Genomic DNA, 25,718 nt, shown 5'->3' on the forward strand with positions numbered 1-25,718 from the left:
TCCCCACACGCCCTCAGCACGCACCTAACGTGTGCAGCCACGGCATCGTCCGCACCCGAACTCTCCACGGAACCCAGGCGCGAGCACCGCGGCGTCCCCGTGCCGCGAGCGGAATCGGCACCCGTACAACGCGTCCGCCGATCTTGAAGTTGTGGAGGCGCGAAAGCCACCGGAACCGACAACTCCGGCACCACAACTCCAAGATCGGCGCGCGCGAGGAAGGGTCAGACGCGGACCGGGATGGCGGAGGAGGTGCCCAGGACCTTGCCGGTGGCGTCCAGGGCGTCCACCACCACGTACTCGGCCATTCCGGGGATGGTCAGGGTGGTCTCGAAGCCGGTGCGGTTCGCCTCCACCGCGGCCTGGTTCAGGGCGCGCGGCTGCCCGCCCGCCCGGGCCCGCCACTTGGTCACCTTCGTGGCGCCGTTCCAGCTCGCGCTGACCACCACGTTGCCGCCCTCGACCCGCAACCCCAGCGCCGGCTGGTCCAGCGGCACGCCCGCCCAGTCCGCCTTGTACGCCCGGTACGACTGGTTGTCCTTCGGCAGGTGTCCGGCCAGCCGCACCGTCCCGTCCGGATTGTGCTCGGTGAAGTGCGGCATCTGGCCCCAGCCGACGAAGAAGCCGCCGTCCGACAGTTCGCGGAAACTGGCCTGGGTGGGCGCCGACAGCCGGTCGGGGTGCACGAACTCGGACACGAACGTGGCGGTGCGGGCGCCCTCGTCGAGCTTCAGGATCAGCCCGCGCGAGTAGTCGCGCTCCTTGGTGATGCCGGCGCCGTTGTCGAACAGGCTGTACCCGCCGTTGCGCAGGCGCCGGAAGTCGTGCTGCCAGGAGAACGTGGCGTTGCCGGTCAGCGGGAAGTCGGACTTCTTGCCGCCCAGGCGCCACATCACCTTGCCGGTCTCCTTGTTGACCTTGTAGCAGCACCAGGTGTGCCGGGCCGAGATCAGCAGGTGCCCGTCGGCGTCGAGGCCGACCGAGTTGGCGTGGAAGTAGTCGTACGGCAGGTGCGCGGCCTCGCCCTGGGGCATCGGGGCGTACGACTCGTCCAGCTTGACGTGGTCGCGGGCGCACCACTCGAAGACCCGGCGGCCGGTGGCGATGTCGATCTCCTGGATCACGCCGTCGTGCAGGACGCCGTCGGCGGGACCGCCCATCGGGGTGAGGTCGTACGGTACCGGGTCGTACACCCAGAACAGCGCGGTGCCGCGTGGCGTGATGACGAAGTCGTGCTGGTCGGCCTGCTCGGTGCCGGCCGCGCGGACCCGGGTGATCTCCCGGTAGTTCTGGTCCGCGATGACGAACTCGCCCTGGCCGACGCCCTGCCCGCCGGTCCCGCCGATGGTGCCTTCCCACCAGGTCAGCACCGGTTTGTTGCGGTACTGCTGGACCTTGAAGTCGATGGCCACGGTGGCCGGGTCGGGCACCTTCTTGAACCAGACCGGCGAACCCTTCTCGTCGACGATCAGCGGGCCCCAGAGGCCGGCACCGGACGCCGGGGTCAGGAAGATGGCGCCGGGGGTGGTCCCGTTGGCCGGCACCGTGATGGTGACGTCCGGCATGGTGCGCAGATCGGGGCGGGAGCGGAACTTCGGCGGCGCGGCCTGCGGGGTTTCCGGGGTTTCCGGGGGCGTCTCGGCGGAGTCGCCGAGTGCGAAGCCGGCGGCGCCGCCGGCCAGCGCGAACACCGCGGCGCCACCCGCGCCGAGCAGCAGATTGCGGCGTGAAGTTCGTGGGGGCTGTGGGGTCGGGGTATCGACAGGGCTGTCCGTCACGGCCCCCAGCTTTCCCCAATTAGATCAAGATCTACCTGTGCTCCCGGTGGGAATCCGCTGTGAGATCGGTATAGACGTCGATGAGCCGGCGGGTCACCACATCCGGGTGGAAGACCCGCAGGTAGCGGTCGCGGGCCGCGGGGGCCACCGTCGCGGCGCCGGCCCGGGCGACCGGCAGCGCGGCGGCCAGCGACTCCGGGTCCGGACGGACCGCCCAGCCCGCGGCCGGGCCGGCCTCCGCCACACCCAGCAGGTACGGAATACCGCCCACCTCCGTGCCGAGCACCGCCCGGCCGGTGGCCATCGCCTCCAGGATCACGGTCGGCAGCACGTCGTCCCAGGTCGGCACCGCGACCACCACGGACGCCTGGCGCCGGGCCGCGACCATGCCGGCGGCGTCGAGAGAGCCCAGGTACGTGACGTCCGACCGCTCGGCGGCGGCCTGCTCGGCGAGCCCGCGCAACTCGCCGTCCCCGGCGATCCGCAGCGGGCCGAGGGCGCCGTCCGGGTGCCGCCGCCAGGCGTCCAGCAGCAGGCCGAGGCCCTTCTCCGGGGACAGCCGGGCGGCGTACAGGAAACCGTCGCCGAGCGGCGGCGGCGTACCCGGGTCCGGCAGCCCGTTGGGCTTGACCACGATCCGGTCCTCGGCGATGCCGTAGTCGGCCAGGTGGGCGGCGATCCGGTCGGTGAGCGCGATGAACCGGTCCACCGACCGCCAGGTGGGCCGGTGCACGGCGAGCGTGGTGGCCATCAGCGCGCTCTGCGCCCGCGATCCGCGGTAGCACTTGTGCGCCACCGCGGGCCATCCGAACGCCTTGCCGCGGCAGTCGTAGCAGTTGTGGCCGTCCCGGAAGTACAGCCCGGGCGAGCAGACCTGCCGGTAGTTGTGCACGGTCTGCACGACCGGCACGCCGTGGGCGTGCGCGGTCTTCACCACCCAGGGCGAGAGCAGCGGGTACGGATTGTGCAGGTGCAGCACGTCCGGCCGGTGTTCGCGGAGCAGCGCGGCCAGGTCCGCCTGGGCGGGCCGCCCGTAGATCGGGGAGATCGGCAGCAGTGCCTTCTGGGCCGCGGGCAGCTCGGCGATCGAGTCGGAGCTGCGCTGGAACGGCAGCACCTCGACACCGGCCGCGGTCAACTGGGCGATCTCGGCGTCGACGATGACGTTCTCGCCGGACGGGATCGCCTCCCGATACCGGTTGTGCGCAACGACGACCTTCACGCCCGGAAACGCTACCGTTAGGGGTGTGCCGGAACTTCCCGAGGTCGAGGCGCTCGCGGCCTACCTGCGCGAGCGTGCCGTCGGCCGCACCGTCGAGCGCTTCGAGGTGGCCTCGTTCAGCGCGCTGAAGACGTTCGACCCGCCGCCGAGCGCGGTGGCCGGGCGGACGCTCAGCGGCGCCGGGCGGCACGGCAAGTTCCTCGACGTGCATCTCGGCGACGACCTGCATCTGGTGGTTCACCTGGCCCGCGCCGGGTGGCTGCACTACCGCGACGCGTTCAAGTCCGCGGCCCCGCTCAAGCCGGGCAGCGGCCCGATCGCGGTCCGGGTCCGCCTCGACGACGGCTCCGGCTTCGACCTGACCGAGGCCGGCACCCAGAAGTCGCTGGCCGCCTACCTGGTGCGGGACCCGGCCGAGGTGCCCGGCGTGGCGCGGCTCGGCCCGGACGCGCTGGCGGTGGACCGCGACCGGTTCGCCGAGCGGATCCGCAGCCGTAGGGGCCAGGTCAAGGGCGTGCTGACCGATCAGGAGGTGCTGGCCGGGATCGGCAACGCCTACTCGGACGAGATCCTGCACGTGGCGAAGATGTCACCCTTCGCACTCACCCACCGGCTCACCGACGAGCAGATCACCACGCTGTACGAGGCGACCCGCCAGGTCGAATCGGATGCGGTGGCCCGGTCGGTGGGTCAGCGGGCGGCCGAGCTGAAGGGGGAGAAGCGGGCCGGCCTCCGGGTGCACGCCCGCACCGGACTGCCCTGCCCGGTGTGCGGTGACACGGTGCGTGAGGTGTCGTTCGCGGACAAAAGCCTGCAGTACTGCCCCACCTGCCAGACCGGCGGCAAACCGCTGGCCGACCGGCGCCTGTCCAAGTTGATCCGTTAGCGGCGATTTGGTCACCGTCCGTGTGCGCTCGGGCACGGGGAACACGACGCAGGAATGCGGGCCCGACGTCCGCTTCTCCCAGCCCGATCCATCGGTATAGTGGCTCGGTCCCATGCTTCGTCCGCGGCGCAGAGGGGACCGGTGGGACTCACCGGAACCGAGAAGCTCGTGGCGGTGCGTAATGTTCTCCGGGGTTGTCTGCCGACCGCCGGCAGGCCGGGTCGCGATGCGGCGTCCGGGCCCCGAATGTCGGTGGGCGGTACGTGATGCGGGAGGACGTAGGCGAGGTGACCACGAGCCTCCACTCTGCCGCGCCGCATTCGCAGAATGTGCGGGCGACCGGAAACGGCCGGAGCAGCATGCCGTATGACAGCTTCGAGTGGCAGGAGCCACCGCCGAGCAACGGTGTGCCCCGCTCGGCGTGGACCCGGTCGCACCGGCGGGTGTCCCGGTGGCACCGGCCGTACACCGCGATCCTGATCGTTCTTGACTTCGTCTCCGCGGTGCTGGCCAGTTGGTTCGCGGTCTCGCTGCTGGAGCAGGCGAACTCGGGTTTCGGTGACCGGCTGGAGATCTTCCGGGCCACGGCGTACTTCGGGCTGCCGCTGGCCTGGGTGATCATCCTCTGGGGCAACGGCAGTTACGACCGCCGCTACCTGGGCCTGGGCAGCGAGGAGTTCAAGCGGGTCGTCCGCGCCTCCGTGGTGGTCGTGGCCGGCGTGTCGCTGCTCGCCTTCGCCACCAAGACCCCGCTCTCCCGCGGCACCGTGGCCCTGGTCTCGGTCAGCGCACTGATCTTCATCCTGCTCTGCCGCTACTTCGCCCGTCAGGTGCTGCACCTGGCCCGGCGGCGCACCGGCCACGGCGCGCACCGGATGGTGCTGGTGGGCACGCTGCCGGAGGCGCTCGAGGTCTACACCGCGGTCACCCGCAGCCCGGCCGCCGGGCTGATCCCGGTGGCGATCCACATCACCGACGGGTACGCGGCGGCCCGCGGCATCGAGACCCCGGTCCCGGTGTACGCCGGCCGGGACGTGATGTCGCTGGTCCGTGAGGTCGGCGCGGACACCATCGCGGTGTGCGGCTCGGCCAGCGCGGAACCGGGTGAGCTGCGCCGGCTGGCCTGGCAGCTCGAGGGCACCGGCGTGGACCTGGTGGTGGCGCCGCAGCTCACCGACATCGCCGGTCCCCGGGTGCACATCCGGCCGATCGAGGGCCTGCCGCTGCTGCACGTCGAGGAGCCCACGCTCTCCGGCCCGAGCTGGCTGGTGAAGAACCTGCTGGACCGGGTGGCCGCGTTCGGTGGTCTGCTGCTGCTGAGCCCGTTGCTGCTGATGATCGCGCTCAGCATCCGCCTCTCCGACCCCGGCCCGGTGTTCTTCCGGCAGCCCCGGGTCGGGCACGAGGGCCGCACGTTCCGGGTGTGGAAGTTCCGGACCATGTACGTCGACGCCGAGGAGCGCAAGGCCAGCCTCAAGGAGCTGGAGCTCAACGAGTCCGACGGCATGTTGTTCAAGATGAAGGAGGACCCGCGGATCTTCCCGTTCGGCCGCCGGCTGCGGGCCAGCTCACTGGACGAGCTGCCTCAGCTGATCAACGTGCTGAAGGGCGAGATGTCGCTGGTCGGCCCGCGTCCGCTGCCCGCCGACGACGGCGACTACCTGGGCGACGTCCGGCGCCGCCTGCTGGTGCGTCCCGGCATCACCGGCCTGTGGCAGGTGTCCGGCCGTTCCGACCTGTCCTGGGACGAGGCGGTCCGGCTCGACCTGTACTACGTCGACAACTGGTCGCTCACCTACGACCTGGGCATCCTCTGGCGCACCATCTGGGTCGTGCTCAAGCGTAAGGGCGCTTACTAGCCGTACCGCTCCCAGGCACGGTGCGGCCTTCTTCGCCGGGCCGCCGCGCGCCAGCCTGGGGGCATGACCGAGACACTGCAGAACCGCGTCGCCGTGATCACCGGGGCCACCAGCGGCATCGGCGAGGCCACCGCGCGCCGGTTCGCCGCCGAGGGCGCCGCCGTGGCGCTGCTGGGCCGCCGCCAGGACCGCCTGCAGACGCTGGCAGACGACATCGCCGGTCCGGCGCTGCCGGTCGCGGTGGACGTCGGCGACCCGGATGCGCTCCGGCGGGCGGCCGACCGGATCCACCGCGAGTTCGGACCGGTCGACCTGGTGGTGGCGAGTGCCGGGGTGATGCTGGGCGCGCCGTTCGAGTCCGCCGACCCGGCCGAGTGGCAGGAGATGATCGGCACGAACCTCACCGGCCTCATCCACACCGGCCGGGCCTTCGTCGCCGATCTGCTGGCCGCGGCCGCCGCGGGCCGGCCCGCGGACCTGGTGCACGTCGGCTCGGTCGGCGGGCACCAGGTCTTCCCGAACTACGCGGTGTACGACGCCACCAAGGCGGCCGTCGCCCACCTGACCCGGAATCTGCGTGCCGAACTCGGGCCGCGCGGCGTCCGGGTGAAGAACATCGAGCCGGGCGTGGTCAGCACCGAACTCGGCGCCGGCATGCGGGACACCGGGCAGAAGGAGTGGCTGGCCGGCTGGCGGCAGTCGATCGAGACGCTGCGCGGCGCCGACATCGCCGAGGCCGTCACCTGGGCGGTGGCCGCCCCGGCCCGGATGAACGTCGCCGAGCTGATCGTGGTGCCCACCCCGCAGGGCTGACGTACCGGGCATGACACGATGCCCGCGTGAAGGCTGATCTGCCGACCGTGCTGGCGGTGCTCGCGCTGATCGCGGCACTGGCCGGCGCGGTCGTCGCGGTCATCCGGCTGCGCGCACGCCGCGGGATCGCCACGGCGATGCAACGAGCCACGTACGACGTCCTGCACACCGCCGGGCTCGCGGCCGAGCCGCTACGCGGCGGCCTCACTCCGGCGTCCGCCGCGAAGGCTGTCCGGCACCTGCGCACCCTGGTCGGCGCGGTCGGGCTGACCATCGCGGACGCGGAGCAGTGCCTGGCGTTCGACGGCCGCGGCAGCCACCACAGCGCGCAGCTCACCGCGGCCGCGCAACGGGCCGTCGACGGCAACCGCTCGATCGTGGTGAGTACCGGGGAGCTGCCCTGCGACCAGATGGACTGCGTGGTCCGCGGCGCGGTGGTGACGCCGCTCGCCGGGCCGCACGGGCGGGCGACCGCCGCGCTGGTGGCGTTGGCGGACGACCAGCCGGCACCCGGGCTGGTGCAGGCCACCCTGGAGACGGCCCGCTGGGCCGGGTCCCAGCTCGCCCTGGCCGAGCTGGACTCGTCCCGGGAACGGCTGGCGCGGGCCGAGGTGCGGGCCCTGCGCGCGCAGATCAGTCCGCACTTCATCTACAACGCGCTGACCGCGATCGCCTCGTTCGTCCGGACCGACCCGGAGCGGGCCCGGGAGCTGATCCTGGAGTTCGCCGAGTTCACCCGGTACTCGTTCCGGGCGCACGGCGAGTTCACCACGCTCGCCGAGGAGCTGCGGTCGATCGACCGGTACCTCACCATCGAGCGGGCCCGGTTCGGCGACCGGCTGCAGGTCCGGCTGCAGATCGCCCCCGAGGTGCTGCCGGTCGGGCTGCCGTTCCTGTGCCTGCAGCCGCTGGTCGAGAACGCGGTCCGGCACGGCCTGTCGCGTAAGCCGGGCGTCGGTATGGTGAGCATCGAAGCCCGCGACGCCGGGGCCGAGTGCCACATCACGGTCGAGGACGACGGTGTCGGGATGGATCCGGCGGCGCTCGCGGCCGGGGTCGCCGAGGCCGTCACCGGGCGGGGTGACGACGCCGAGCAGCACGTCGGCCTCTCCAACGTCGACGAGCGGTTGCGGTCGGTGTTCGGCGACCACTTCGGGCTGGTGGTGGAGACCGCGCCGGGCGAAGGGACGAAAGTGAGCATGCGGGTGCCGAAGTTCCATCCCGGGGTACGGGCATGACGCTGGTCGTACTTGCCGTCGACGACGAGCCCCCGGCGCTGGACGAGCTGGCGTACCTGCTGAACGCGGATGACCGGGTGACCCACGTGCACCGGGCCGGCGACGCCACCGAGGCGCTGCGGGTGCTGCGCGACACCGAGGTGGACGCGGTCTTCCTGGACATCCGGATGCCCGGCCTGGACGGCATGGAGCTGGCCCGGATCCTGCGGCGGTTCGCGCACCCGCCGGCCATCGTGTTCGTGACCGCGTACGACGACGGTGCGGTGGACGCGTTCGACCTGGGCGTGACCGACTACGTCCGCAAGCCGGTGCGGGCCGAACGGCTGGGCGAGTCGCTGCGCCGGGTGGCCGGACTGCGGGCGGCGCCGGCGCCGGCGCCGGGCCGGACGGACGAGCCGACCATCCCGGTGGAGCTGGCCGGCACCACCCGGATGCTGCCGCGCTCCTCGGTGCGCTGGGTGGAGGCGCAGGGTGACTATGCGCGGCTGCACACCGCGGACGCGTCGCACCTGGTGCGGGTGTCGCTGGCCACGCTCGCGGAGCGCTGGGCGGACGCCGGTTTCGTCCGCATCCACCGGTCCTACCTGGTGCAGCTGCGGCTGATCGCGGAGCTGCGGCTGACCCAGTCGGGGTACGTGGTGGCCGTCGACGGCACCGAGCTGCCGGTGAGCCGACGGCACACCCGGGAACTCAAGGACAAGCTGATCCGGGCCGCCAAGCACGACTGGACCCGCTGAATCCACAGCGTTGTCCACAGCTTCCCCAGCTTTTCCACATAGTTATCCACAGGCAACCGGGCCGGTTTCCGGATCCTCCACAGGATCTTCACAAAGCGCGCGCCGCTCCCGCATAACCGGTCCCTAAGTTCGTCGCTGCAGGCCGGCGCGCCACGGGGACGCGCCGGCCTTGCACCCGCGCAGCATGATGCGGGCGAGCGGAGGCGAAGCGTGGACACGACAGCACAGCGCCGGATCCTGGTGGTCGAGGACGAGCGGACCATCGCCGAGGCGGTCGCCGCGCGGCTACGGGCCGAGGGTTTCGAGGTGCACCTGGCCGCCGACGGCCCCGGCGCGGTGGAGGCCGCCCGCCGGATCCGGCCGGACGCCATGGTGCTCGACGTGATGCTCCCCGGCTTCGACGGCCTGGAGGTCTGCCGGCGGGTGCACGCCGAGCAGCCGGTGCCGGTCCTCATGCTCACCGCCCGCGACGACGAGACCGACCTGCTGGTCGGCCTGGCCGTCGGCGCCGACGACTACCTGACCAAGCCGTTCTCCATGCGGGAACTGACCGCCCGCCTGCACGCTCTGCTGCGCCGGGCGACCCGTACCGCCCCGGCCGCGGAGACGCTGCGCCTGGACGACCTGGAGATCAACCTCTCCGAGCGCCGGGTGCACCGGGCCGGCCGCGAGGCCCACCTCACCCCGACCGAGTTCGACCTGCTGGTCCACCTGGCCCGGCGGCCGCGGACCGTGCTGCCCCGGGAACGCCTCCTGGCCGACGTGTGGGGCTGGGCCGACGCCTCCGGCACCCGCACCGTGGACAGCCACGTCAAGGCACTGCGCCGCAAGCTCGGCGCGGAGCTGATCCGCACGGTCCACGGCGTCGGGTACGCCCTGGAGGTGGCCCGGTGCGACCGCTGACCCAGGTGCTCGGCTGGCTGCCCCGGCCGCTGGACCCGATGCGCTCGATCAAGGCGAAGCTCTCCCTGGCTCTCGGGCTGGCCGGCGGGGTGGGCCTGCTGATCTTCTGGTGGAGCCTGGACTGGATTCCGGTACGGCTGTCCTGGTTCGCCATCGCGGTGGCGCTGGGCCTGGTGACGCTGCAGGTCATGGCGCACGGTGCGACCGTGCCGCTGCGCGAGATGACGGTGGCCGCCAAGGCGATGGCCCGCGGCGACTACAGCCGCCGGGTCCGCGCCACCTCCCGCGACGAGGTCGGCGAACTCGCCACCGCGTTCAACCAGATGGCCGGCGACCTGGCCGCCGCCGACCGGCAGCGCCGCGAGCTGATCGCGAACGTGTCGCACGAGCTGCGGACGCCGATCACCGCGCTGCGCGGCCTGCTGGAGAACATCGTCGACGGCGTGTCCAGCGCCGAGCCGGAGACCATGCGCACCGCGCTGTCCCAGACCGAACGCCTCGGCCGCCTGGTCGCCGAACTGCTCGACCTGTCCCGCCTGGACGCCGGCGTCGTGCCGCTGGCCCGGACCCCGATCGACGTGCGCGAGTTCCTCGACGACGTGGTCCGCGAGGCCCGGATCAACGCCGACGGTGCCGGGCACGACGTCCGGTTCGACGTGGCCGCCCCGCGGCTGCGCATCACCGGCGACCGGGAGCGCCTGCACCAGGTCTTCGCGAACCTGCTGGACAACGCGGCCCGGCACAGCCCGCCCGGCGGAACGGTCCGGATCCGCGCCGAGCGCCACGACGACCACGTGCGGATCGCGGTGGCCGACGAGGGCGACGGCATCCCCGACGCCGATCGGGACCGGGTCTTCGAACGCTTCACCCGCGGCGAGCGCGCCGCGGACGGCGGCACCGGGCTGGGACTGGCCATCGCGCACTGGGTGGTCCAACTGCACCGCGGCACGATCGCGGTCGCCGACCGGGCCGGCCGTCGCGGGTGCCACATTCACGTCACGCTGCCACTGCAGCCTGCCTGACACGGGGGACCGCCATGTCCGAGACCGACCCGCCCGCCTCCGGAGATCCGGCCCGCCCGACCCCGCCGGCTCCCGGCCCGACCGCCGCAACCGCCACGCCCACGCCAGGACCAGCCACCGCCACGCCAAAGCCGGGACCGGCCGCCGCCACGCCCACGCCCACGCCAGGACCAGCCGCCGCCACGCCCACGCCAGGACCAGCCGCCGCCACGTCCACGCCCACGCCAGGACCGGCCGCCGCCGCCGGCATGCCTGCGCCGGGTGCGGCCGCCGTTGCTGCGGTGTCCTCGGTGCGGGGCGGTGCCGTGGCCGCTCCGGCGCGGCCCGCGGGGGCGTCCCGGCCGGAAACGTACCCGCCCGGGCCGGCCGCACCGCTGCACGGCCCGTGGCCGGACGACGCGGTGTGGGGACGCCGCTGGCTGGGCCCGGCCCGCCCCGCCTCGCCCGCCACGGCGGCCGCGATCGCGCTGGCCGCCGCGATCGCCGCGGTCAGCGTCCCGATGGACCGGCCCGGCGTGGGCTGGCTGCTGGCCGCGGTGGCCGGCACCGTGGCGCTGGTCCTGGGCCGGGTCCGGCCGCGCCGGCCGCCCAGCATGCTGCCACCGCCGCCGGTGGTGCATCCGGCGGCCCGGCTGGGCCCGGCCCGCTTCGGCTGGTCCGCCGCGACCGTGACCCTGCTGGCGGCCGGGACGTTGCGCTCGGCCGGCTGGCTGTTCGTGCTGTGCCTGCTGACCGCCGGGTTCACCGGGACGCTGGCGGTGGCCGGCGGCCGTTCCCTGCGGGCCATGCTGCTGGCCACGCTGATGGCGCCGGCCGCCGCGCTGCGCGGGGCGCCCTGGGTGGTCCGGGGTCTGGCCCGCACCCGGCGCCCGGCCGGCGGCGTCGACGGTCTCCGGATCGCCGCCACGGTCGCCGTCTCGGCGGCGCTGCTGGTGGTCTTCGGCACGCTGTTCGCCTCGGCCGACGCCACGTTCGCGGACCTGCTGGCCACGGCGGTACCGGACGTGGACGCGGCCACCGTGACCCGGTGGGTCTTCGTGTTCGTGGTGACCGGCGTGCTCCTGACCGGTGGCGCGTACCTGCGCGCCGCGCCGCCGGATCTGTCCGGCCTGGACGGTGCCGGTCACCGCCGCGTCGCCCGGCTCGAGTGGGCGGTTCCGCTGACCCTGCTGGTTCTGCTGTTCGGCCTGTTCGTGGCGGTGCAACTGGCGGTCCTGTTCGGAGGGTCGCGGCACGTGCGGCACACCGACGGGCTGACCTACGCGGCGTACGCCCGCGGCGGCTTCTGGCAGCTCCTGGTGATCACCGGCCTCACCCTCCTGGTGCTGGCCGGCGCGGCCCGCTGGGCGCCCCGGCGGACCCGGGCGGACCGGGTGCTGATCCGCGCGGTCCTCGGCACCCTGGCGGTGCTCACGCTGGTCGTGGTGGCGTCCGCGCTGCACCGGATGGACGTGTACGCCGACACCTACGGGCTGACCCGGCTCCGGGTGATGGTCGCCGCCGCCGAGTTCTGGCTCGGCGCGGTGTTCCTGATGATCCTGCTGGCCGGCATCCGGTTGCGGGCCGGCTGGTTGCCGCGCGCCGCGGTGGCCGCCGCGGTCCTGGCCCTGCTGGGACTCGCCGCCGCCAACCCGGACGGCATGATCGCCGAGCGCAACGTCACCCGGTACCGGCAGACCGGACAGATCGACGTTCGGTACCTGAGCAACCTGTCCCCGGACGCGGTGCCCGCACTGAACCGGCTGGCCGGGCTGAACCGGGTCCGGCGGGACTGCACGCTGATCGAGATCCACGAGGCGATGCGCGGTGATCCCGGCGACTGGCGCGGCTGGAGCTACGGACGCGAGCGCGCCGGGAAACTGTTGGCGGCAGAACCGCCGGTACGCCACCGAGAGTGCCCGACCCATTACGCCGACTGACCCCCTACGTGACCTCGCTCGCCGGGCACCAGACTCCCGGTCGCGAGCGGCGGGAAAGTCGGATCGCGGAGCCGGACGACGGGATGAGCCCGGCGCGTGGGGAGTTCGGGTGCGGTGGGTGCCGCCTTTCCCCACGGCAAGGCGGAGCCGGCGGCGCGGGTGGAACTGGGGTGCGGTGGGTGCCACAACTTCACACGACTGCACGCGACCAGGCCGCCGCGGCGTGGGACGGATCCTGGATGCGCGGCGGAACGGGCAGTCGTCAAGGCGCAGTCGGGGCGTCCCGCAGGGCCGGCACGTACCCGCTGGGGTAGTCGTTCCGGCTCGGGTCGCCGGACGGCTGCCGCCGGCACGGTGACAGCGGTGCGCAACTGACCGCCGACACTTGACATTGTCCGCCGGGGCACCAGACTCCGGTCATGAACAGCGGCGACGAGGGTGCCGGCCGGCGGGTCCGGGTGGTGCTGAGCGAGGTGACCCGGCGTCCGCCGCGTGACCCGGCCCGAGCCGACCTTGCCGAGCAGACCCCGGTCGGGGAGGCGCTGGTCAAGGGACTGGTCCGGGCTCAGCTGGCGCTGGCGCTGCGGCTGTCGCTGGTGGTGCTGACCGGGCTCGGGGCGTTGCCGCTGCTGTTCGCGGTGGCGCCCGAGGTGGGCGGGGCGAAGCTGCTCGGCGTGAATCTGCCGTGGATGCTGCTCGGCGTGCTGTCGTTCCCGTTCCTGTTCGGCGTGGGCTGGGCGTACGTGCGCTGGGCCGAACGCAACGAGCAGGACTTCACCGCCGTCATCCGGCGGCGCGAATGAACCCGTACGTGGTGCCGGGACTGGTCGTGGTCGTCCTGGTCACGGTCGGCATCGGCGCGTACGGCCTGCGGTTCGCGCGCACCACCTCGGACTTCCTGGTGGCGTCCCGTTCGGTGAGTCCGTCGTGGAACGCGGCGGCGATCAGCGGCGAGTACCTGTCCGCCGCGTCCTTCCTCGGCGTCGCCGGCCTGGTGCTGCGGTACGGCGTCGACGTGCTCTGGTATCCGGTCGGGTTCGCCGCCGGGTACCTGGCCCTGCTGCTGTTCGTGGCGGCACCGCTGCGCCGCTCGGGTGCCTTCACGCTGCCCGACTTCTGCCAGGTCCGGCTGCGGTCGCCGTTCCTGCGCCGGCTCGCCACGGTCTTCGTGATCTTCATCGGTTGCCTCTACCTGGTGCCGCAACTGCAGGGCGCCGGGCTGACCTTCACCACGGTCACCGGCGGGTCGTACGTGTGGGGCGCGCTGCTGGTCGGCGTGGTGGTGACCGCGAACGTGGCGCTCGGCGGCATGCGCGCGATCACGTTCGTGCAGGCGTTCCAGTACTGGCTCAAGCTGACCGCGCTGGCCGTACCCGTGATCTTCCTGGTCCTGCAGTGGCAGGCCGACGACCGGCCCGAGGTGACGCCGCCGGCCGGACCGGCGTTCTCCGCCTCGACCACCGTGGTGGTCCAGCAGGACGCCACGCTGACCGGGCCGGACGGCAGCACCCGGCAGGTGTCCGCGGGTGACGAGTTGTCGTTCGCGGCGGGCGATCCGGTGCCGCAGGTCAGCACGGTGGACGCCACGTTCGGCGCGGAGTGGCTGCTGCCCGGCGGCGGGGACGGCAGCCTGTTCGCGACGTACTCGCTGATCCTCGCCACGTTCCTGGGCACCATGGGGTTGCCGCACGTGCTGGTGCGGTTCTACACGAACCCGGACGGCGCCTCGGCGCGGCGCACCACGCTCGTGGTGCTCGGCCTGGTCGGGCTGTTCTATCTGCTGCCCACGCTGTACGGCGTGCTGGGCCGGATCTACACCCCGCAGTTGCTGATGACCGGCCGCACCGACGCCGTGGTCCTGCTGTTGCCGGAGGCGGCGCTGGGCGGCGGGCATCTGGGGCAACTGCTCGGCGCGCTGGTCACCGCGGGCGCGCTGGCCGCGTTCCTGTCCACCTCGTCCGGGTTGCTGACCAGCGTGGCGGGCGTGGTGTTCACGGACATCCTGCACGCCGACCGTGGCGGCTCGGTGCGCGACTTCCGCCTCGCCACGGTGCTGTCCGCGAGCGTACCGATGCTGCTCTCGGTCTATGTGTCCAACATGGACGTGTCCCGGGTGGTGGGGCTGGCGTTCGCGGTGGCGGCGTCCAGCTTCTGCCCGTTGCTGGTGCTCGGCATCTGGTGGCGCCGGCTCACCGACTGGGGCGCGGCGGCGGGCATCCTGGCCGGCGGCGGCGCCGCGATGGGCGCGGTGCTGCTCACCGTCCTGGGTCCGCCGCTGACCGGCTGGCCGGCGCAACTGGTCAATCAGCCGGCCGCCTGGACGGTCCCGCTGGCGTTCCTGGTGATGGTGGTCGGCTCGCTGGCCACCGGCCGGCGGGTGCCGCCGGACATCGGCGCGACGATGCTGCGCCTGCACGCGCCGGAATCACTCCGTCTCTGATTTTTAAACCTTGTGAACTGAACCCTCCTTGCCGGTCGGCCCGTACAGCAGGCCGTGACCGACGCGAAGGAGCGATGGATGTATCGGCGGACGAACGGCCGGACCCGCAAGCTGATCCTCGGGGTGGCGGTCGCCGCGCTGGCCGGCGGCGCGCTGGCGGTCGGCACCGGGCTGAGCAGTGCGGGCGAGAACTGCGCCGGCCTGGACACCGCGCTGGGCAACAACCTGTCCTTCATCGCCGACCAGCGGGCCAACCCGGACGCGCTCTCCGACGCCCGGATCGCGAACCGGCAGGCCGTGGTGGACCTGATCAACCAGCGCCGGGCGACGGCCGGCTGCACCGGTGCCGTCGAGGCGGCGCCGGCCGCACCGCCGGCCGAGGAACCGGCCCCGGAACAGAACGGCGACGGCGACGGCGAGGTGGTCTGCAAGGGCTCCACCGTCACGCTCTCGGGTGAGGCGGGCGCGCCGTTCGCGTCCAGCGGGACGTTCCCGATCGGCACCACGCTCAAGGTCACGAACCTGGACAACGACAAGAGCATCACGGTGCGGGTGCAGACCACCTCCGGCAGCTGCGTCCTGCTCAACGACGCCGCGTTCGAGCAGGTCCGGGAGCCCGGCAAGTTCCTGATCCGCCGGGCCGTGATCGAGCGGGTGGGCTGACACGGGGGCTCACCCGTTCGCGGCCCGGACCAGACCCTCTGCCCGACCGGCCCCCCGCCGGGCAGGGCTGGTCCGGGCCGGTCACGGCGGTTAGGTTCGGACGATGACGGTGCCGGAACCACGACCACCCGCCCCGGCGGAGACCGAACCCGCGATGTCGCTGCGGGGGCTGGTCAAGCGGTTCGACACCAAGCTCGCGGTGGCCGGCCTCGACCTGGACGTGCCGGCCGGTTCGTTCTACGGCCTGCTCGGCCCGAACGGCGCGGGCAAGACCACCACGTTGTCCATGGCCGTCGGCCTGTTGCGGCCGGACGCCGGCCAGGCCCGGATCCTCGGGTACGACGTGTGGACCGACCCCGCCGAGGCGAAACGCCGGTTCGGGGTGCTGCCCGACGGTGTGCGCCTGTTCGACCGGCTCAGCGGCGCGGAGCTGCTGGCGTACCACGGGCTGCTGCGCGGCATGGACGCCGCCGTGGTGGACCAGCGCGCCCGGGAACTGCTGGACGTGCTGGAACTCGGCGTGGACAACCGCACCCTGGTGGTGGACTACTCGGCCGGCATGAAGAAGAAGATCGGGCTGGCCTGCGCGCTGCTGCACGGGCCGCGCCTGCTGGTCCTGGACGAGCCGTTCGAGGCGGTCGATCCGGTGTCGGCGGCGCTCATCCGGGACATCCTGCAGCGCTACGTCGCGGGCGGCGGCACCGTGGTGTTCTCCAGCCACGTGATGGAGGTGGTGGAGCGGCTCTGCAGCCACGTGGCGATCCTGGCGGCGGGCGCCATCCGGCTCAACGGGACGCTCGGCACGGTCCGCGGTGACCGGTCGCTGGAGGACGTCTTCGTGCAGGTGGTCGGCGGGCGTACGGCCACCGGGTCGGAACTCGCGTGGCTGTGAGCCCGGGGCCGGCCACGTTCGTCCGGCTCCGCATCCGGCTCACCGTCAACGGCCTGCGCGGGCAGACCTGGCGGGTCGTGCTGTTCGTGGTCGGCGTCCTGATGGCGGCCGGCCTCGCGGTCAGCGGGTACACCCTCTTCGCCCTGCCCGGCCTGCTCGGCGAGGAACGCGCCGCCGGACTGCTCGCCACGCTCGGCGGCGCCGGCGTGGTGCTGGGCTGGCTGTTCTTCCCGCTGGTGTTCTTCGGCGTGGACGAGTCGCTGGATCCGGCCCGGTTCGCGCTGCTGCCGCTGCGCCGGCGGGCACTGATCGGCGGTCTGCTGGCGGCCTCCCTGGCCGGGGTGCCGGCGGTCGCCACGCTGGGCGCCACCGCCGGCACGGTGTACGCCGCCGCCGTGCTGGGCGGCGCCGGGGCGGCCGTCGTCCAGGTCGCCGGCGTGCTGCTCGGCGTGCTGCTGTGCGCCGCGGTGAGCCGCGCGGTGACCAGCGCCTTCGCCACCGCGCTGCGGTCCCGCCGGGCCCGGGACACCGCGACCGTGCTGCTCGCCGTGGTCGCCGCGCTGCTCGGGCCGCTGCAGTTCCTGGTGCTGGCGAGCGCGCAGAACGCCGACTGGGACCGGGTCGAGCGGGTGGCCGGGGTGGTCGGGTGGACGCCGCTCGGCGCGCCGTACTCGCTGGGTTCGGAGGTGGCCGCCGGGCGGGTCTGGGCGGTACCGGTGAAGCTGCTGATCGTGGTGGTCGCTCTCGGCCTGCTGGTGTGGTGGTGGTCGGCGACGGTGGAGCGGGCCATGGTCGGCACGGCCGGCGGCACCCGGGCGTCCGCGGCGGCGCCCTCGGTGCGCCCGCCGGTCGACCAGCTGCTCCTGGCCTGGCTGCCGCGCACCCGGTTCGGCGCGCTGACCGCCCGGGAGGCGCGGTACTGGTGGCGGGAGTCGCGGCGCCGGGCCAGCCTGATCACGTTCGCCGTGGTGGGCGTGTTCCTGCCGGTGATGCTGACCGTGACCGGCGGCGGCGCCGGCGGATTCCTGCCGTTCGTCGGCGCGCTGGCCGCGATCAGCCTGGCGAACCAGTTCGGCTACGAGGGCAGCGCCTACGCCGCGAACGTGGCGGCGGGCGTGCCGGGCCGGGTCGAGCTGTGGTCCCGTACCGCCGGATTCTCCCTGTTCGTGCTGCCGCTGCTGACCGTCATCGCGGTCGTGGTGGGGCTGGCGGCCGGGCGCCCGGCCACCATTCCGACGCTGTTCGGCACGCTGATCGCGTCGTACGGCGTCGGCCTGGCCGTGGTGCTACCCGTCTCGGTACGCGCCGCGTTCGCGCTGCCGGACACGCAGAACCCGTTCGCGGTGTCCTCCGGCGGCGGCCTGGCCAAGGGCCTGCTCACCTTCGCCGCCCTGTTCGCGACGCTGGCCGCGACCGCACCGCTGCAGCTCGCCGCGTACCTGGTGGAGGACGTGTGGCGGTGGATCGGCCTGCCGGTGGGCATCGGGTACGCGGCGCTGGCGTACCTGATCGGTTCCCGGCTCGGCGGCGACCTGCTGGACCGCCGGATGCCGGAGGTGCTGGCCGCGGTCACCCCCAACCGCTGACCGGCCGGGCGCCGGCGGACAGAATGGTGCGGTGAATCCGATCGAGCCGGGCGCGCAGATCCACACGAGTGACCCGTTCGCCACCCCGGAGCAGGACCGGTCGCCGGTACGCCGGCTGCGCGGCCGGCTCGCCACCGCCGTGACGCTGTGGACCACGCCCGGGCCGGCCGGGCTCACCGTCTCGTCGATGCTGGTCGCGGACGGCGACCCGGGCCGGGTTCTCGGGCTGGTCGACGCGGAGAGCGACTTCTACGACGCCGTGCTGAGCACCCGGCGTTTCGCGGTCACTCCGCTGCGTGAGGACGACCGGCAGCTCGCCGACCGTTTCGCGGGCCTGATGCCGGCCCCGGGCGGACTGTTCGCCGGCGGCGGGTGGACCGAGACGGAGTACGGCCCGGTGCCCGCGGACGCCGGCACCTGGGCCGGCTGCCGGCTCGACGCGGACCGGCCGTACGCCTGGTCAATGCTGCTGGAGGCCACTCTGGAGGCCATCCACCTGGACGCCGGGCCGGCCCCGCTGATCCACTTTCGGGGTCGCTATCAACGGATGCATCGGTAACTGATCTCCGCTCGGCGCAGTCAGACGCCCATTCGGCGCAGCCGCCGACCGGCGGTCAGTGACCCGCTTCACTCCTTCGTACGGTGCCGGAAAGCCCGCCGACCGGGCTGGAACGTCTGCCCCTACGAAGGTGGTGAACCCGTTGACGACAGATGTGCCTAACTCGACTTCCACCGAGAAGTACCTTGCCGTCCAGAATTCCGAAGAGTTCGCGCGGCTACGCAAGACGCTGCGCGGCTTCATCTTCCCCATGACCGTCGCGTTCTTCCTCTGGTACGCGCTGTACGTCCTGCTCTCCGCATATGCCCGTGACTTCATGGGCGCCAAGATCGTCGGCAACATCAACGTCGCCCTGGTGCTGGGTCTCCTCCAGTTCGTGACGACGTTCCTGATCGCCTGGTACTACGCGCGGTTCGCCGCGAGCAAGGTCGACCCGCTCGCCGACAAGATCGGGGCCGAGCTCAAGGAGGACGCCAAGTAATGGAACCGCACGGATTCCTCCTGGCCGCGGACGCGTCGACCTCGACCTCCCGGACCCTGACCATCACGCTGTTCCTGGTCTTCGTGGCGATCACCCTGGCCATCACGATCTGGGCCAGCCGCCAGACCAAGACCGCCACCGACTTCTACGCCGGCGGCCGGTCCTTCTCCGGCTTCCAGAACGGCATGGCGATCGGCGGCGACTACATGTCGGCCGCGTCCTTCCTGGGCATCGCCGGCATCATCGCGCTGTACGGCTACGACGGCTTCCTGTACTCGATCGGCTTCCTGGTCGCCTGGCTGGTGGCACTGCTGCTGGTGGCCGAGTTCCTGCGTAACTCGGGCCGGTACACGATGGCCGACGTGCTGGCGTTCCGGATGCGTCAGCGCCCGGTCCGCACCGCGGCCAGCGTCTCCACCATCGTGGTGTCGGTCTTCTACCTGATCGCCCAGATGGTCGGCGCCGGCGCGCTGGTGGCGCTGCTGCTCGGCATCGCGCCGGGCACCACGTTCCTCGGCATGGACGCGGACACCGCCAAGATCGCAACGATCATCCTGGTCGGCGCGCTCATGATCACCTACGTGACCGTGGGCGGCATGAAGGGCACCACGTACGTCCAGATCGTGAAGGCGTTCCTGCTCATGGGCGGCGCGCTGATCATGACGCTGATGGTGCTGGCGGCGTACAAGTTCAACCTGTCCACGCTGCTCGGCGACGCCGCCGAGCAGTCCGGCAAGGGCGCCGCGTTCCTCGAACCCGGCCTGCGGTACGGCGTCGAGACGCAGGGCGACGCGCTGAAGACCTTCTACAGCAAGATGGACCTGCTGTCCCTGGGCATCGCCCTGGTGCTCGGCACGGCCGGCCTGCCGCACATCCTGACCCGCTTCTACACCGTGCCGACCGCGCGCACCGCCCGCAAGAGCGTGCTCTGGGCGATCGGCATCATCGGTACGTTCTACCTGTTCACCCTGGCCCTCGGCTTCGGCGCGGCGGCCCTGGTGGGCAGCAAGGACATCACCGCGCAGGACAAGGCCGGCAACACCGCGGCGCCGCAGCTCGCCCAGGAACTCGGCAACCGGTACCTCGGCGGTGAGACCGGCGGCGCGATCATGCTGGCGGTGATCGCGGCGGTCGCGTTCGCCACCATCCTGGCCGTGGTGGCCGGCCTGACCCTGGCGTCCTCGTCGAGCCTCGCGCACGACTTCTACGCCAGCGTCATCAAGCGCGGGCAGGCCTCCGAGCGCGACGAGGTCCGGGTCGCCCGGATCGCCGCGCTGGTCATCGGCGCGATCGCGATCGCGCTGTCGATCTTCGCGCAGAGCCTGAACGTGGCGTTCCTGGTGGCGCTCGCGTTCGCGGTGGCGGCGTCGGCGAACCTGCCGGCCATCCTCTACAGCCTGTTCTGGAAGCGGTTCAACACCTCCGGCGCGCTGTGGTCCATCTACGGCGGTCTGATCACCGCCGTGGGCCTGGTGTTCTTCTCGCCGGTGGTCTCGGGCTCGCCCACGGCCATGTTCCCGGACAGCGACTGGCACTTCTTCCCGCTGTCCAACCCCGGCCTCATCTCGATCCCGGTCGGCTTCCTCTGCGGCTGGATCGGCACGGTGATCTCGAAGGAGGACGACGCCGCGAAGTACGCCGAGCTCGAGGTCCGTTCCTTGACCGGACACGGCGCGCACTGACGTAGTTCGTCATGTGGGGGCCGGGCGAAAGCCCGGCCCCTTTCGCTTACAGTGACGGGATGGCAGTGACGCAGCGGTACGGCGCAGGGCATCGGATCCTTCTCAGCGGTGGGGCCGGCTTCGTGCCGTCACACGTCGCCGACGCGCTGCTGGCACGCGGCTGCGAGGTCGTGGTGGTGGACAACTTCGTCACCGGTTCCCGGGAGAACATCGCCCACCTCGCCGACGAGCCGCGCTTCACGCTGGTCGAGGCGGACCTGGTCGAGGGGCTGCCGGATCTGCCCGGCCGGTTCGACGCGATCCTGCACATGGCCTCCCCGGCCAGCCCGCCGGACTTCGCGAAGCTGCCGATGGAGATCCTCAAGGTCAATTCGGTGGGCACCATCGCCCTGCTGGACCGGGCCGTGGCCGACGCCGCCCGCTTCCTGATGGCGTCCACCTCGGAGGCGTACGGCGATCCGGCCGTGCACCCGCAGCCGGAGTCGTACTGGGGCAACGTCAACCCGATCGGCGTGCGCAGCGTGTACGACGAGTCCAAGCGCTTCGCCGAGGCCGCCACCATGGCGTACCACCGGTTCCACGGTGCGGACACCGCGATCGTGCGGATCTTCAACACGTACGGGCCGCGGATGCGCGCGGACGACGGGCGGGCCATCCCCACGTTCATCGACCAGGCGCTGCGCGGTACGCCGATCACGGTGCACGGCGAGGGGGCGCAGACCCGCTCCATCACGTACGTGGACGACCTGGTGCGCGGCATCCTGCTGCTGCTCGACTCGACCGAGACCGGGCCGATCAACTGTGGCACCGAACACGAGATGACCATGCTGGAGCTGGCCCGGACCATCGTCCGCCTGGCCGGCAGCAACTCGGAGATCCAGTTGGTGCCGCGGCCCGCGGACGACCCGGAGAAGCGGCGCCCCGACCTGACCCTGGCGCGCACCCGGCTGGGCTACGAACCCCAGGTGGACCCGGAGGACGGACTACGCCGGACCATCGAATTCTTCGCAAAGTGACGAATTCGCCCGGGTAGTGAACGTTTCACCGACGGTAATGTCTCCTCCCTTCGTGCCGAGCCGGTGTCGATGCGCGGTATGCCGGGATCCGGGTACGTAACCTGAGAACATGTCTGCGACCGCGTCTCCTTACGGGAGTTCTTCGTTCCACCGGGCCCCCGTGTCGGGCTCCGGCGGACGGGCTTCGGTGTCCGGCCCCGGCGGACGGGCCCCGGTGCCCGGTTCCGGCGGACGGGCCGGGGTGCCCGGGCGTCCGGCCGGCCGGGCCGGAGTCCCGGGTGGTTACCGCGAGCGGCAGGGCCTCGACGACTGGCCGCCGCGCGAGGTGTCACCGGGTGGTCCCGGTGGGCCGCCGCCGCGCGGGCCGGGTCACGGCGGTGGGCCGGGCCGGCCGTACCGGGGGCGGCGCAAGCCGAACTGGCGGCGCATCGCGCTGGTGGCCGGTGCCGCGGTCATCCTCATCGGCCTGATCGCCGGCATCTCGCTGTACGGCTACGCGTCGAACCTCAACGGCGACCTCAAGCGCACCGACGCGTTCGCCGAGATCACCGGCGGGCGCCCGGCCAAGACCGTGGACGGCGCCCTGAACATCCTGCTGGTCGGCACGGACTCACGGGACCCGGACGCGCCCAAGGACAGCGGCAGCAAGTGGCGCGCGGACACCCTGATCATCATGCACATCCCGGCCGACCACGGCTCGGCCCAGCTGGTGTCGCTCCCCCGGGACCTGTACGTGCGAATCCCGGAGAGCAGCGACGCCGCCTGCGACAGCGGCAGCCGGAACAAGATCAATGCCGCGTTCGCGTTCGGTGGCCTGCCGCGCGCCGTGCGTACCGTCGAGTGCATGACCGACGTCCGCCTGGACCACGTCATGGCGATCGACTTCGGCGGCTTCAAGGAGGTCACCGACGCGCTCGGCGGCGTCGACCTGAAGGTCGAGAAGACCGTGAAGTCGATCCACAAGCCGTACCGCACGTTCAAGAAGGGCACCATGCACATGAACGGTGCCCAGGCCCTGGACTGGATCCGTCAGCGCAAGCAGTTCCCGCAGGGCGACTTCGCCCGGATGCAGCACCAGCAGGACTTCCTCAAGGCGCTGATGGACAAGGCGACGAGCACCGGCACGCTGACCAACGCGGCCAAGCTGAACGACTTCCTCAAGGCGGTCACCGCCGCGGTCACCGTCGACAACGACTTCTCGTTGACCGACATGGCGGTGCAGTTCCGCAACCTGCGCGGCGAGAACCTCACGTTCATCACCAGCCCCAACAAGGGCAGCCAGACCATCGACGGGCAGTCGGTCGTGGTGTCCGACCGGGAGAAGGCGATCGCGATGTACGAGGCGATGGCCGAGGACAAGATGGCCGAGTGGATGGCGGCCGACAAGAAGCCGTCGGCGCCCGCGGGCAACTGACCCGGTGTGACGGAATGGTGGCGGATCGGCGGGAACGCCGGTCCGCCGTCTCATTCTGTGCCCACGACGGCCGAATAGTGGTCTTGTCACCGTCCGGAAACGCCGGGGGACTCCCGCCGACGGAAAGTTGACCGTACAGTAGGGCCGCTTCGGCCCCGACCGCTTGGAGACGTGCATGACCGTCCAGACCCCTCGACGTGCTCCGTCGCTGGATCGGGACGCCTCGCGGACACGCGGTCGCACCGTCACCACCCCGCCACCGGCCCCACCCGCCACCAAGCGCAAGCGGCGGGACCCGCTCTGGGCCCGGCTCACCGTCGTGCTCGGCGCGGTGCTGATGATGGCCAGCGGCGCCGGCATCGTCGGCAGCAAGTGGTTCATCAGCAACGCCACCAGCGCGGTCTCCCAGGACAACCTGCTCGGCGGCACCAAGAAGTCGGCCGCCGAGGGCGGTAACAGCCTCAAGGGTTCGATCGATCTGCTGCTGATGGGCGTGGACGCCCGCAAGCGCTGGGCCGTCGACGACCTGCACGCGGACACCATCATCGTGCTGCACATCCCGGCCAGCCACGACCAGGCCTATCTGGTGTCGATCCCGCGGGACACCGAGGTGCAGGTGCCGCCGTTCGCCAAGAGCAAGTACCCGGGCGGCACGGCGAAGGCCACCGAGGCGTTCTACCACGGTGCGCAGAACGGCGGCGGCTGGGCCGGCGGCGCCCAGCTCATGGCGCAGACGCTGAAGAACGCGACCGGACTGAGCTTCGACGGCGCCGCGATCATCGACTTCAACGGCTTCCGCGGCGTGATCGACTCGCTGGGCGGCGTCCGGATGTGCGTCGACCAGCAGGTGACGTCCAAGCACATGGTCATCGTCGACGGCGACCAGCAGATGTACATCGGCGAGGCCCGCAAGACCGGCAAGCGGATGGAGCCGGTGGTCCACAAGGTCGGCTGCAAGACCATGCCCGGCTGGCGGGCCCTCGACTTCGCCCGCCAGCGGTACGGCCTGAAGAACGGCGACTACGACCGCCAGCGGCACCAGCAGCAGCTGCTCAAGGCGATGGCCAAGAAGGCCAGCAGCAGCGGCGTGATGACCAACCCGCTCAAGGTGAACGGCCTGATCAAGGCGGCCGGCAAGGCGTTCGTGCTGGACACCGGCGGGGTACCGGTCGCCGACTTCATCTTCACGCTCAAGGGCGTGGCGGCGAACGACATGGTGCTGCTGCGCACCAACAACGGCACGTTCTCCGGCAACGGCCGGGGCCGGGAGCAGTTCAACGAGGTCACGCAGGACATGTTCCAGGCGATCCGCAAGGACAATCTTGCCGACTTCATCATCAACAACCCGGGTGTCGTGGCGAAGGAGAAGTGAGCCTCTAGGCTTGTTTCCGTGTTCGGACCACAGGTGCCCCAGGTGACCGCGTCGCAGGTCGAGCCCGACGCCTATCTGCTCGATGTGCGCGAGACCGACGAGTGGACGGCCGGCCATGCGCCGGGTGCCCACCACATGCCGATGATGGAGGTACCGGCGCGGATCGCCGAGATCCCCACCGACACCGACGTGGTGGTGGTGTGCCGGGTCGGCGGGCGGTCCAGCCAGGTGGTGTCGTACCTGCTCGGCAACGGCTGGGAGAACGTCCGCAACCTCGACGGCGGCATGCAGTCGTGGGCCGGCGCGGGGCGGGAAGTGATCAGCGAAGACGGTCAGCCGGCCCGCGTCCTGTGACCCCGTACCGTCCGCTGGTCTTCGCCCACCGCGGCGGAGCCGACGCGCTGCCCGAGCACACCCTCGCGGCCTACCTGAAGGCGCTGGACGAGGGTGCCGACGGCCTGGAGTGCGACGTCCGGCTGACCCGGGACGGTCATCTGGTCTGCGTGCACGACCGCCGGCTCAACCGCACCAGCAACGGCCGCGGCCGGGTCAGCCGGAAGACCCTCGCCGAGCTGGACGCGCTGGACTTCGGTTCCTGGCATCCGGCCGCCGGGGTGGCGTCGCCGGGCGAGTACCTGCCGACCGACGATCCGCCGGACCCCGACCTGACCCGGCTGCTCACGCTGGACCGGCTGCTCGACGCGGTGCGCGACTCCGGCCGCCGGGTGCGGCTGCTGATCGAGACCAAGCACCCCACCCGGTACGGCGCCGACGTCGAGCGCCGCCTGGTCGAGCTGCTGCGCAAGCATCGGCTGGACGAGCCCGCCCCGGACGATCCGGTGCGCGTGACGGTCATGTCGTTCGCCGCGCTCGCGCTGCGCCGGATCCGGCTGCTGGCTCCGGCCGTACCCACGGTGTATCTGCTGGAGATCCTGCCGCCCGGCGTGGGCCGCGGCCGGTTGCCGTTCGGCGCCCGGATCGCCGGCCCGGGCATCGGGCTGGTCCGGGCCCGGCCCGGCCTGATCCCGGCGCTGCGCGCGGCCGGCCACCAGACGTACGTGTGGACCGTCAACGCCGAGGCCGACCTGGAGTTGATCCTGGCGCAGCGGGTCGACGGCGTGATCACGGACCGGCCCCGATTCGTGCTGGATCGGGTCGGCATGACCTGATCTGGTGCCCGCCTGACTGTGACGTCGGACACGGTTGGGCGATTCTCGGCAAGATCCAAGCTGACCG

Annotated in this window: 23 protein-coding genes; 21 read left to right on the forward strand and 2 right to left on the reverse strand. The window is 72.1% G+C overall.

Annotated features, from left to right (window positions below):
- Positions 1-224 precede the first annotated feature (224 nt).
- Together LDL48_RS07085 and LDL48_RS07090 are read right to left on the reverse strand one after the other, a co-directional pair.
- The gene (locus LDL48_RS07085) at positions 225-1,778 is read right to left on the reverse strand and encodes an arylsulfotransferase family protein (RefSeq protein WP_225254208.1); all 1,554 of its coding nucleotides are present in this window, start codon (positions 1,776-1,778) and stop codon (positions 225-227) included.
- A 31-nt stretch (positions 1,779-1,809) separates the two neighbouring features.
- Positions 1,810-3,000, reverse strand: a complete 1,191-nt coding sequence (locus LDL48_RS07090) for a glycosyltransferase family 4 protein (RefSeq protein ID WP_225254209.1) — start codon at positions 2,998-3,000, stop codon at positions 1,810-1,812.
- A 25-nt stretch (positions 3,001-3,025) separates the two neighbouring features.
- On the opposite strand from LDL48_RS07090, the gene LDL48_RS07095 reads away from it, so the two are divergent.
- From LDL48_RS07095 to LDL48_RS07195, 21 genes are all read left to right on the forward strand, one after another.
- Entirely contained in the window at positions 3,026-3,886 is an 861-nt protein-coding gene (locus LDL48_RS07095) for an Fpg/Nei family DNA glycosylase (RefSeq protein ID WP_225254210.1), read from the forward strand.
- Between the two features lie 359 nt (positions 3,887-4,245).
- Positions 4,246-5,745, forward strand: coding sequence for a sugar transferase (locus LDL48_RS07100; RefSeq protein WP_225254211.1), 1,500 nt, complete (start codon positions 4,246-4,248; stop codon positions 5,743-5,745).
- 63 nt (positions 5,746-5,808) lie between these two features.
- Positions 5,809-6,558: an SDR family oxidoreductase gene (locus LDL48_RS07105; protein WP_225254212.1), complete on the forward strand. Its 750-nt coding sequence runs from the start codon at positions 5,809-5,811 to the stop codon at positions 6,556-6,558.
- 26 nt (positions 6,559-6,584) lie between these two features.
- Complete coding sequence (locus LDL48_RS07110; protein WP_225254213.1) at positions 6,585-7,796, forward strand: sensor histidine kinase; 1,212 nt, start codon at positions 6,585-6,587, stop codon at positions 7,794-7,796.
- Positions 7,793-8,533, forward strand: a complete 741-nt coding sequence (locus LDL48_RS07115; protein WP_225254214.1) for a LytR/AlgR family response regulator transcription factor — start codon at positions 7,793-7,795, stop codon at positions 8,531-8,533. Before LDL48_RS07110 ends, LDL48_RS07115 begins: the two co-directional genes overlap by 4 nt.
- Positions 8,534-8,743: 210 nt before the next feature.
- Positions 8,744-9,436 carry a response regulator gene (locus tag LDL48_RS07120; protein ID WP_225254215.1) on the forward strand — a complete coding sequence of 231 codons (693 nt, stop codon included), beginning with the start codon at positions 8,744-8,746 and terminating at the stop codon, positions 9,434-9,436.
- 38 nt (positions 9,437-9,474) lie between these two features.
- Positions 9,475-10,458, forward strand: a complete 984-nt coding sequence (locus tag LDL48_RS07125; RefSeq protein ID WP_225254482.1) for a sensor histidine kinase — start codon at positions 9,475-9,477, stop codon at positions 10,456-10,458.
- 290 nt (positions 10,459-10,748) lie between these two features.
- The gene (locus LDL48_RS07130; RefSeq protein ID WP_225254216.1) at positions 10,749-12,377 is read left to right on the forward strand and encodes a DUF4153 domain-containing protein; all 1,629 of its coding nucleotides are present in this window, start codon (positions 10,749-10,751) and stop codon (positions 12,375-12,377) included.
- Between the two features lie 419 nt (positions 12,378-12,796).
- Positions 12,797-13,180, forward strand: coding sequence for a DUF485 domain-containing protein (locus LDL48_RS07135; protein WP_225254217.1), 384 nt, complete (start codon positions 12,797-12,799; stop codon positions 13,178-13,180).
- Complete coding sequence (locus tag LDL48_RS07140; RefSeq protein ID WP_225254218.1) at positions 13,177-14,817, forward strand: sodium/solute symporter; 1,641 nt, start codon at positions 13,177-13,179, stop codon at positions 14,815-14,817. The genes LDL48_RS07135 and LDL48_RS07140 overlap by 4 nt, the downstream gene beginning before the upstream one ends.
- 78 nt (positions 14,818-14,895) lie before the next feature.
- Positions 14,896-15,480 (forward strand): septal ring lytic transglycosylase RlpA family protein, encoded by a 585-nt coding sequence (locus tag LDL48_RS07145; protein ID WP_225254219.1) that lies wholly within the window; start codon positions 14,896-14,898, stop codon positions 15,478-15,480.
- A 103-nt stretch (positions 15,481-15,583) separates the two neighbouring features.
- A complete protein-coding gene (locus tag LDL48_RS07150) occupies positions 15,584-16,372 on the forward strand; it encodes an ABC transporter ATP-binding protein (protein ID WP_225254220.1) in 789 nt (262 codons plus the stop codon).
- A complete protein-coding gene (locus LDL48_RS07155) occupies positions 16,363-17,958 on the forward strand; it encodes an ABC transporter permease (protein WP_225254221.1) in 1,596 nt (531 codons plus the stop codon). Before LDL48_RS07150 ends, LDL48_RS07155 begins: the two co-directional genes overlap by 10 nt.
- A 31-nt stretch (positions 17,959-17,989) precedes the next feature.
- Positions 17,990-18,517, forward strand: a complete 528-nt coding sequence (locus tag LDL48_RS07160) for a flavin reductase family protein (RefSeq protein ID WP_225254222.1) — start codon at positions 17,990-17,992, stop codon at positions 18,515-18,517.
- A gap of 142 nt (positions 18,518-18,659) precedes the next feature.
- Positions 18,660-18,998: a DUF485 domain-containing protein gene (locus LDL48_RS07165; protein ID WP_225254223.1), complete on the forward strand. Its 339-nt coding sequence runs from the start codon at positions 18,660-18,662 to the stop codon at positions 18,996-18,998.
- Positions 18,998-20,680, forward strand: coding sequence for a monocarboxylic acid transporter (locus LDL48_RS07170; protein WP_225254224.1), 1,683 nt, complete (start codon positions 18,998-19,000; stop codon positions 20,678-20,680). Before LDL48_RS07165 ends, LDL48_RS07170 begins: the two co-directional genes overlap by 1 nt.
- 59 nt (positions 20,681-20,739) lie before the next feature.
- Positions 20,740-21,696 (forward strand): UDP-glucuronic acid decarboxylase family protein, encoded by a 957-nt coding sequence (locus LDL48_RS07175; protein ID WP_225254225.1) that lies wholly within the window; start codon positions 20,740-20,742, stop codon positions 21,694-21,696.
- Between the two features lie 109 nt (positions 21,697-21,805).
- Positions 21,806-23,110 carry an LCP family protein gene (locus LDL48_RS07180; protein WP_372472063.1) on the forward strand — a complete coding sequence of 435 codons (1,305 nt, stop codon included), beginning with the start codon at positions 21,806-21,808 and terminating at the stop codon, positions 23,108-23,110.
- Between the two features lie 175 nt (positions 23,111-23,285).
- Positions 23,286-24,482: an LCP family protein gene (locus LDL48_RS07185; protein ID WP_225254227.1), complete on the forward strand. Its 1,197-nt coding sequence runs from the start codon at positions 23,286-23,288 to the stop codon at positions 24,480-24,482.
- 18 nt (positions 24,483-24,500) lie between these two features.
- Positions 24,501-24,836 carry a rhodanese-like domain-containing protein gene (locus tag LDL48_RS07190; RefSeq protein WP_225254228.1) on the forward strand — a complete coding sequence of 112 codons (336 nt, stop codon included), beginning with the start codon at positions 24,501-24,503 and terminating at the stop codon, positions 24,834-24,836.
- Positions 24,833-25,651: a glycerophosphodiester phosphodiesterase gene (locus LDL48_RS07195; protein WP_225254229.1), complete on the forward strand. Its 819-nt coding sequence runs from the start codon at positions 24,833-24,835 to the stop codon at positions 25,649-25,651. The genes LDL48_RS07190 and LDL48_RS07195 overlap by 4 nt, the downstream gene beginning before the upstream one ends.
- Positions 25,652-25,718 lie beyond the last annotated feature (67 nt).

It is taken from the genome of Jidongwangia harbinensis, assembly GCF_020216025.1.
Taxonomy (GTDB): Bacteria; Actinomycetota; Actinomycetes; order Mycobacteriales; family Micromonosporaceae; genus Actinoplanes; species Actinoplanes harbinensis.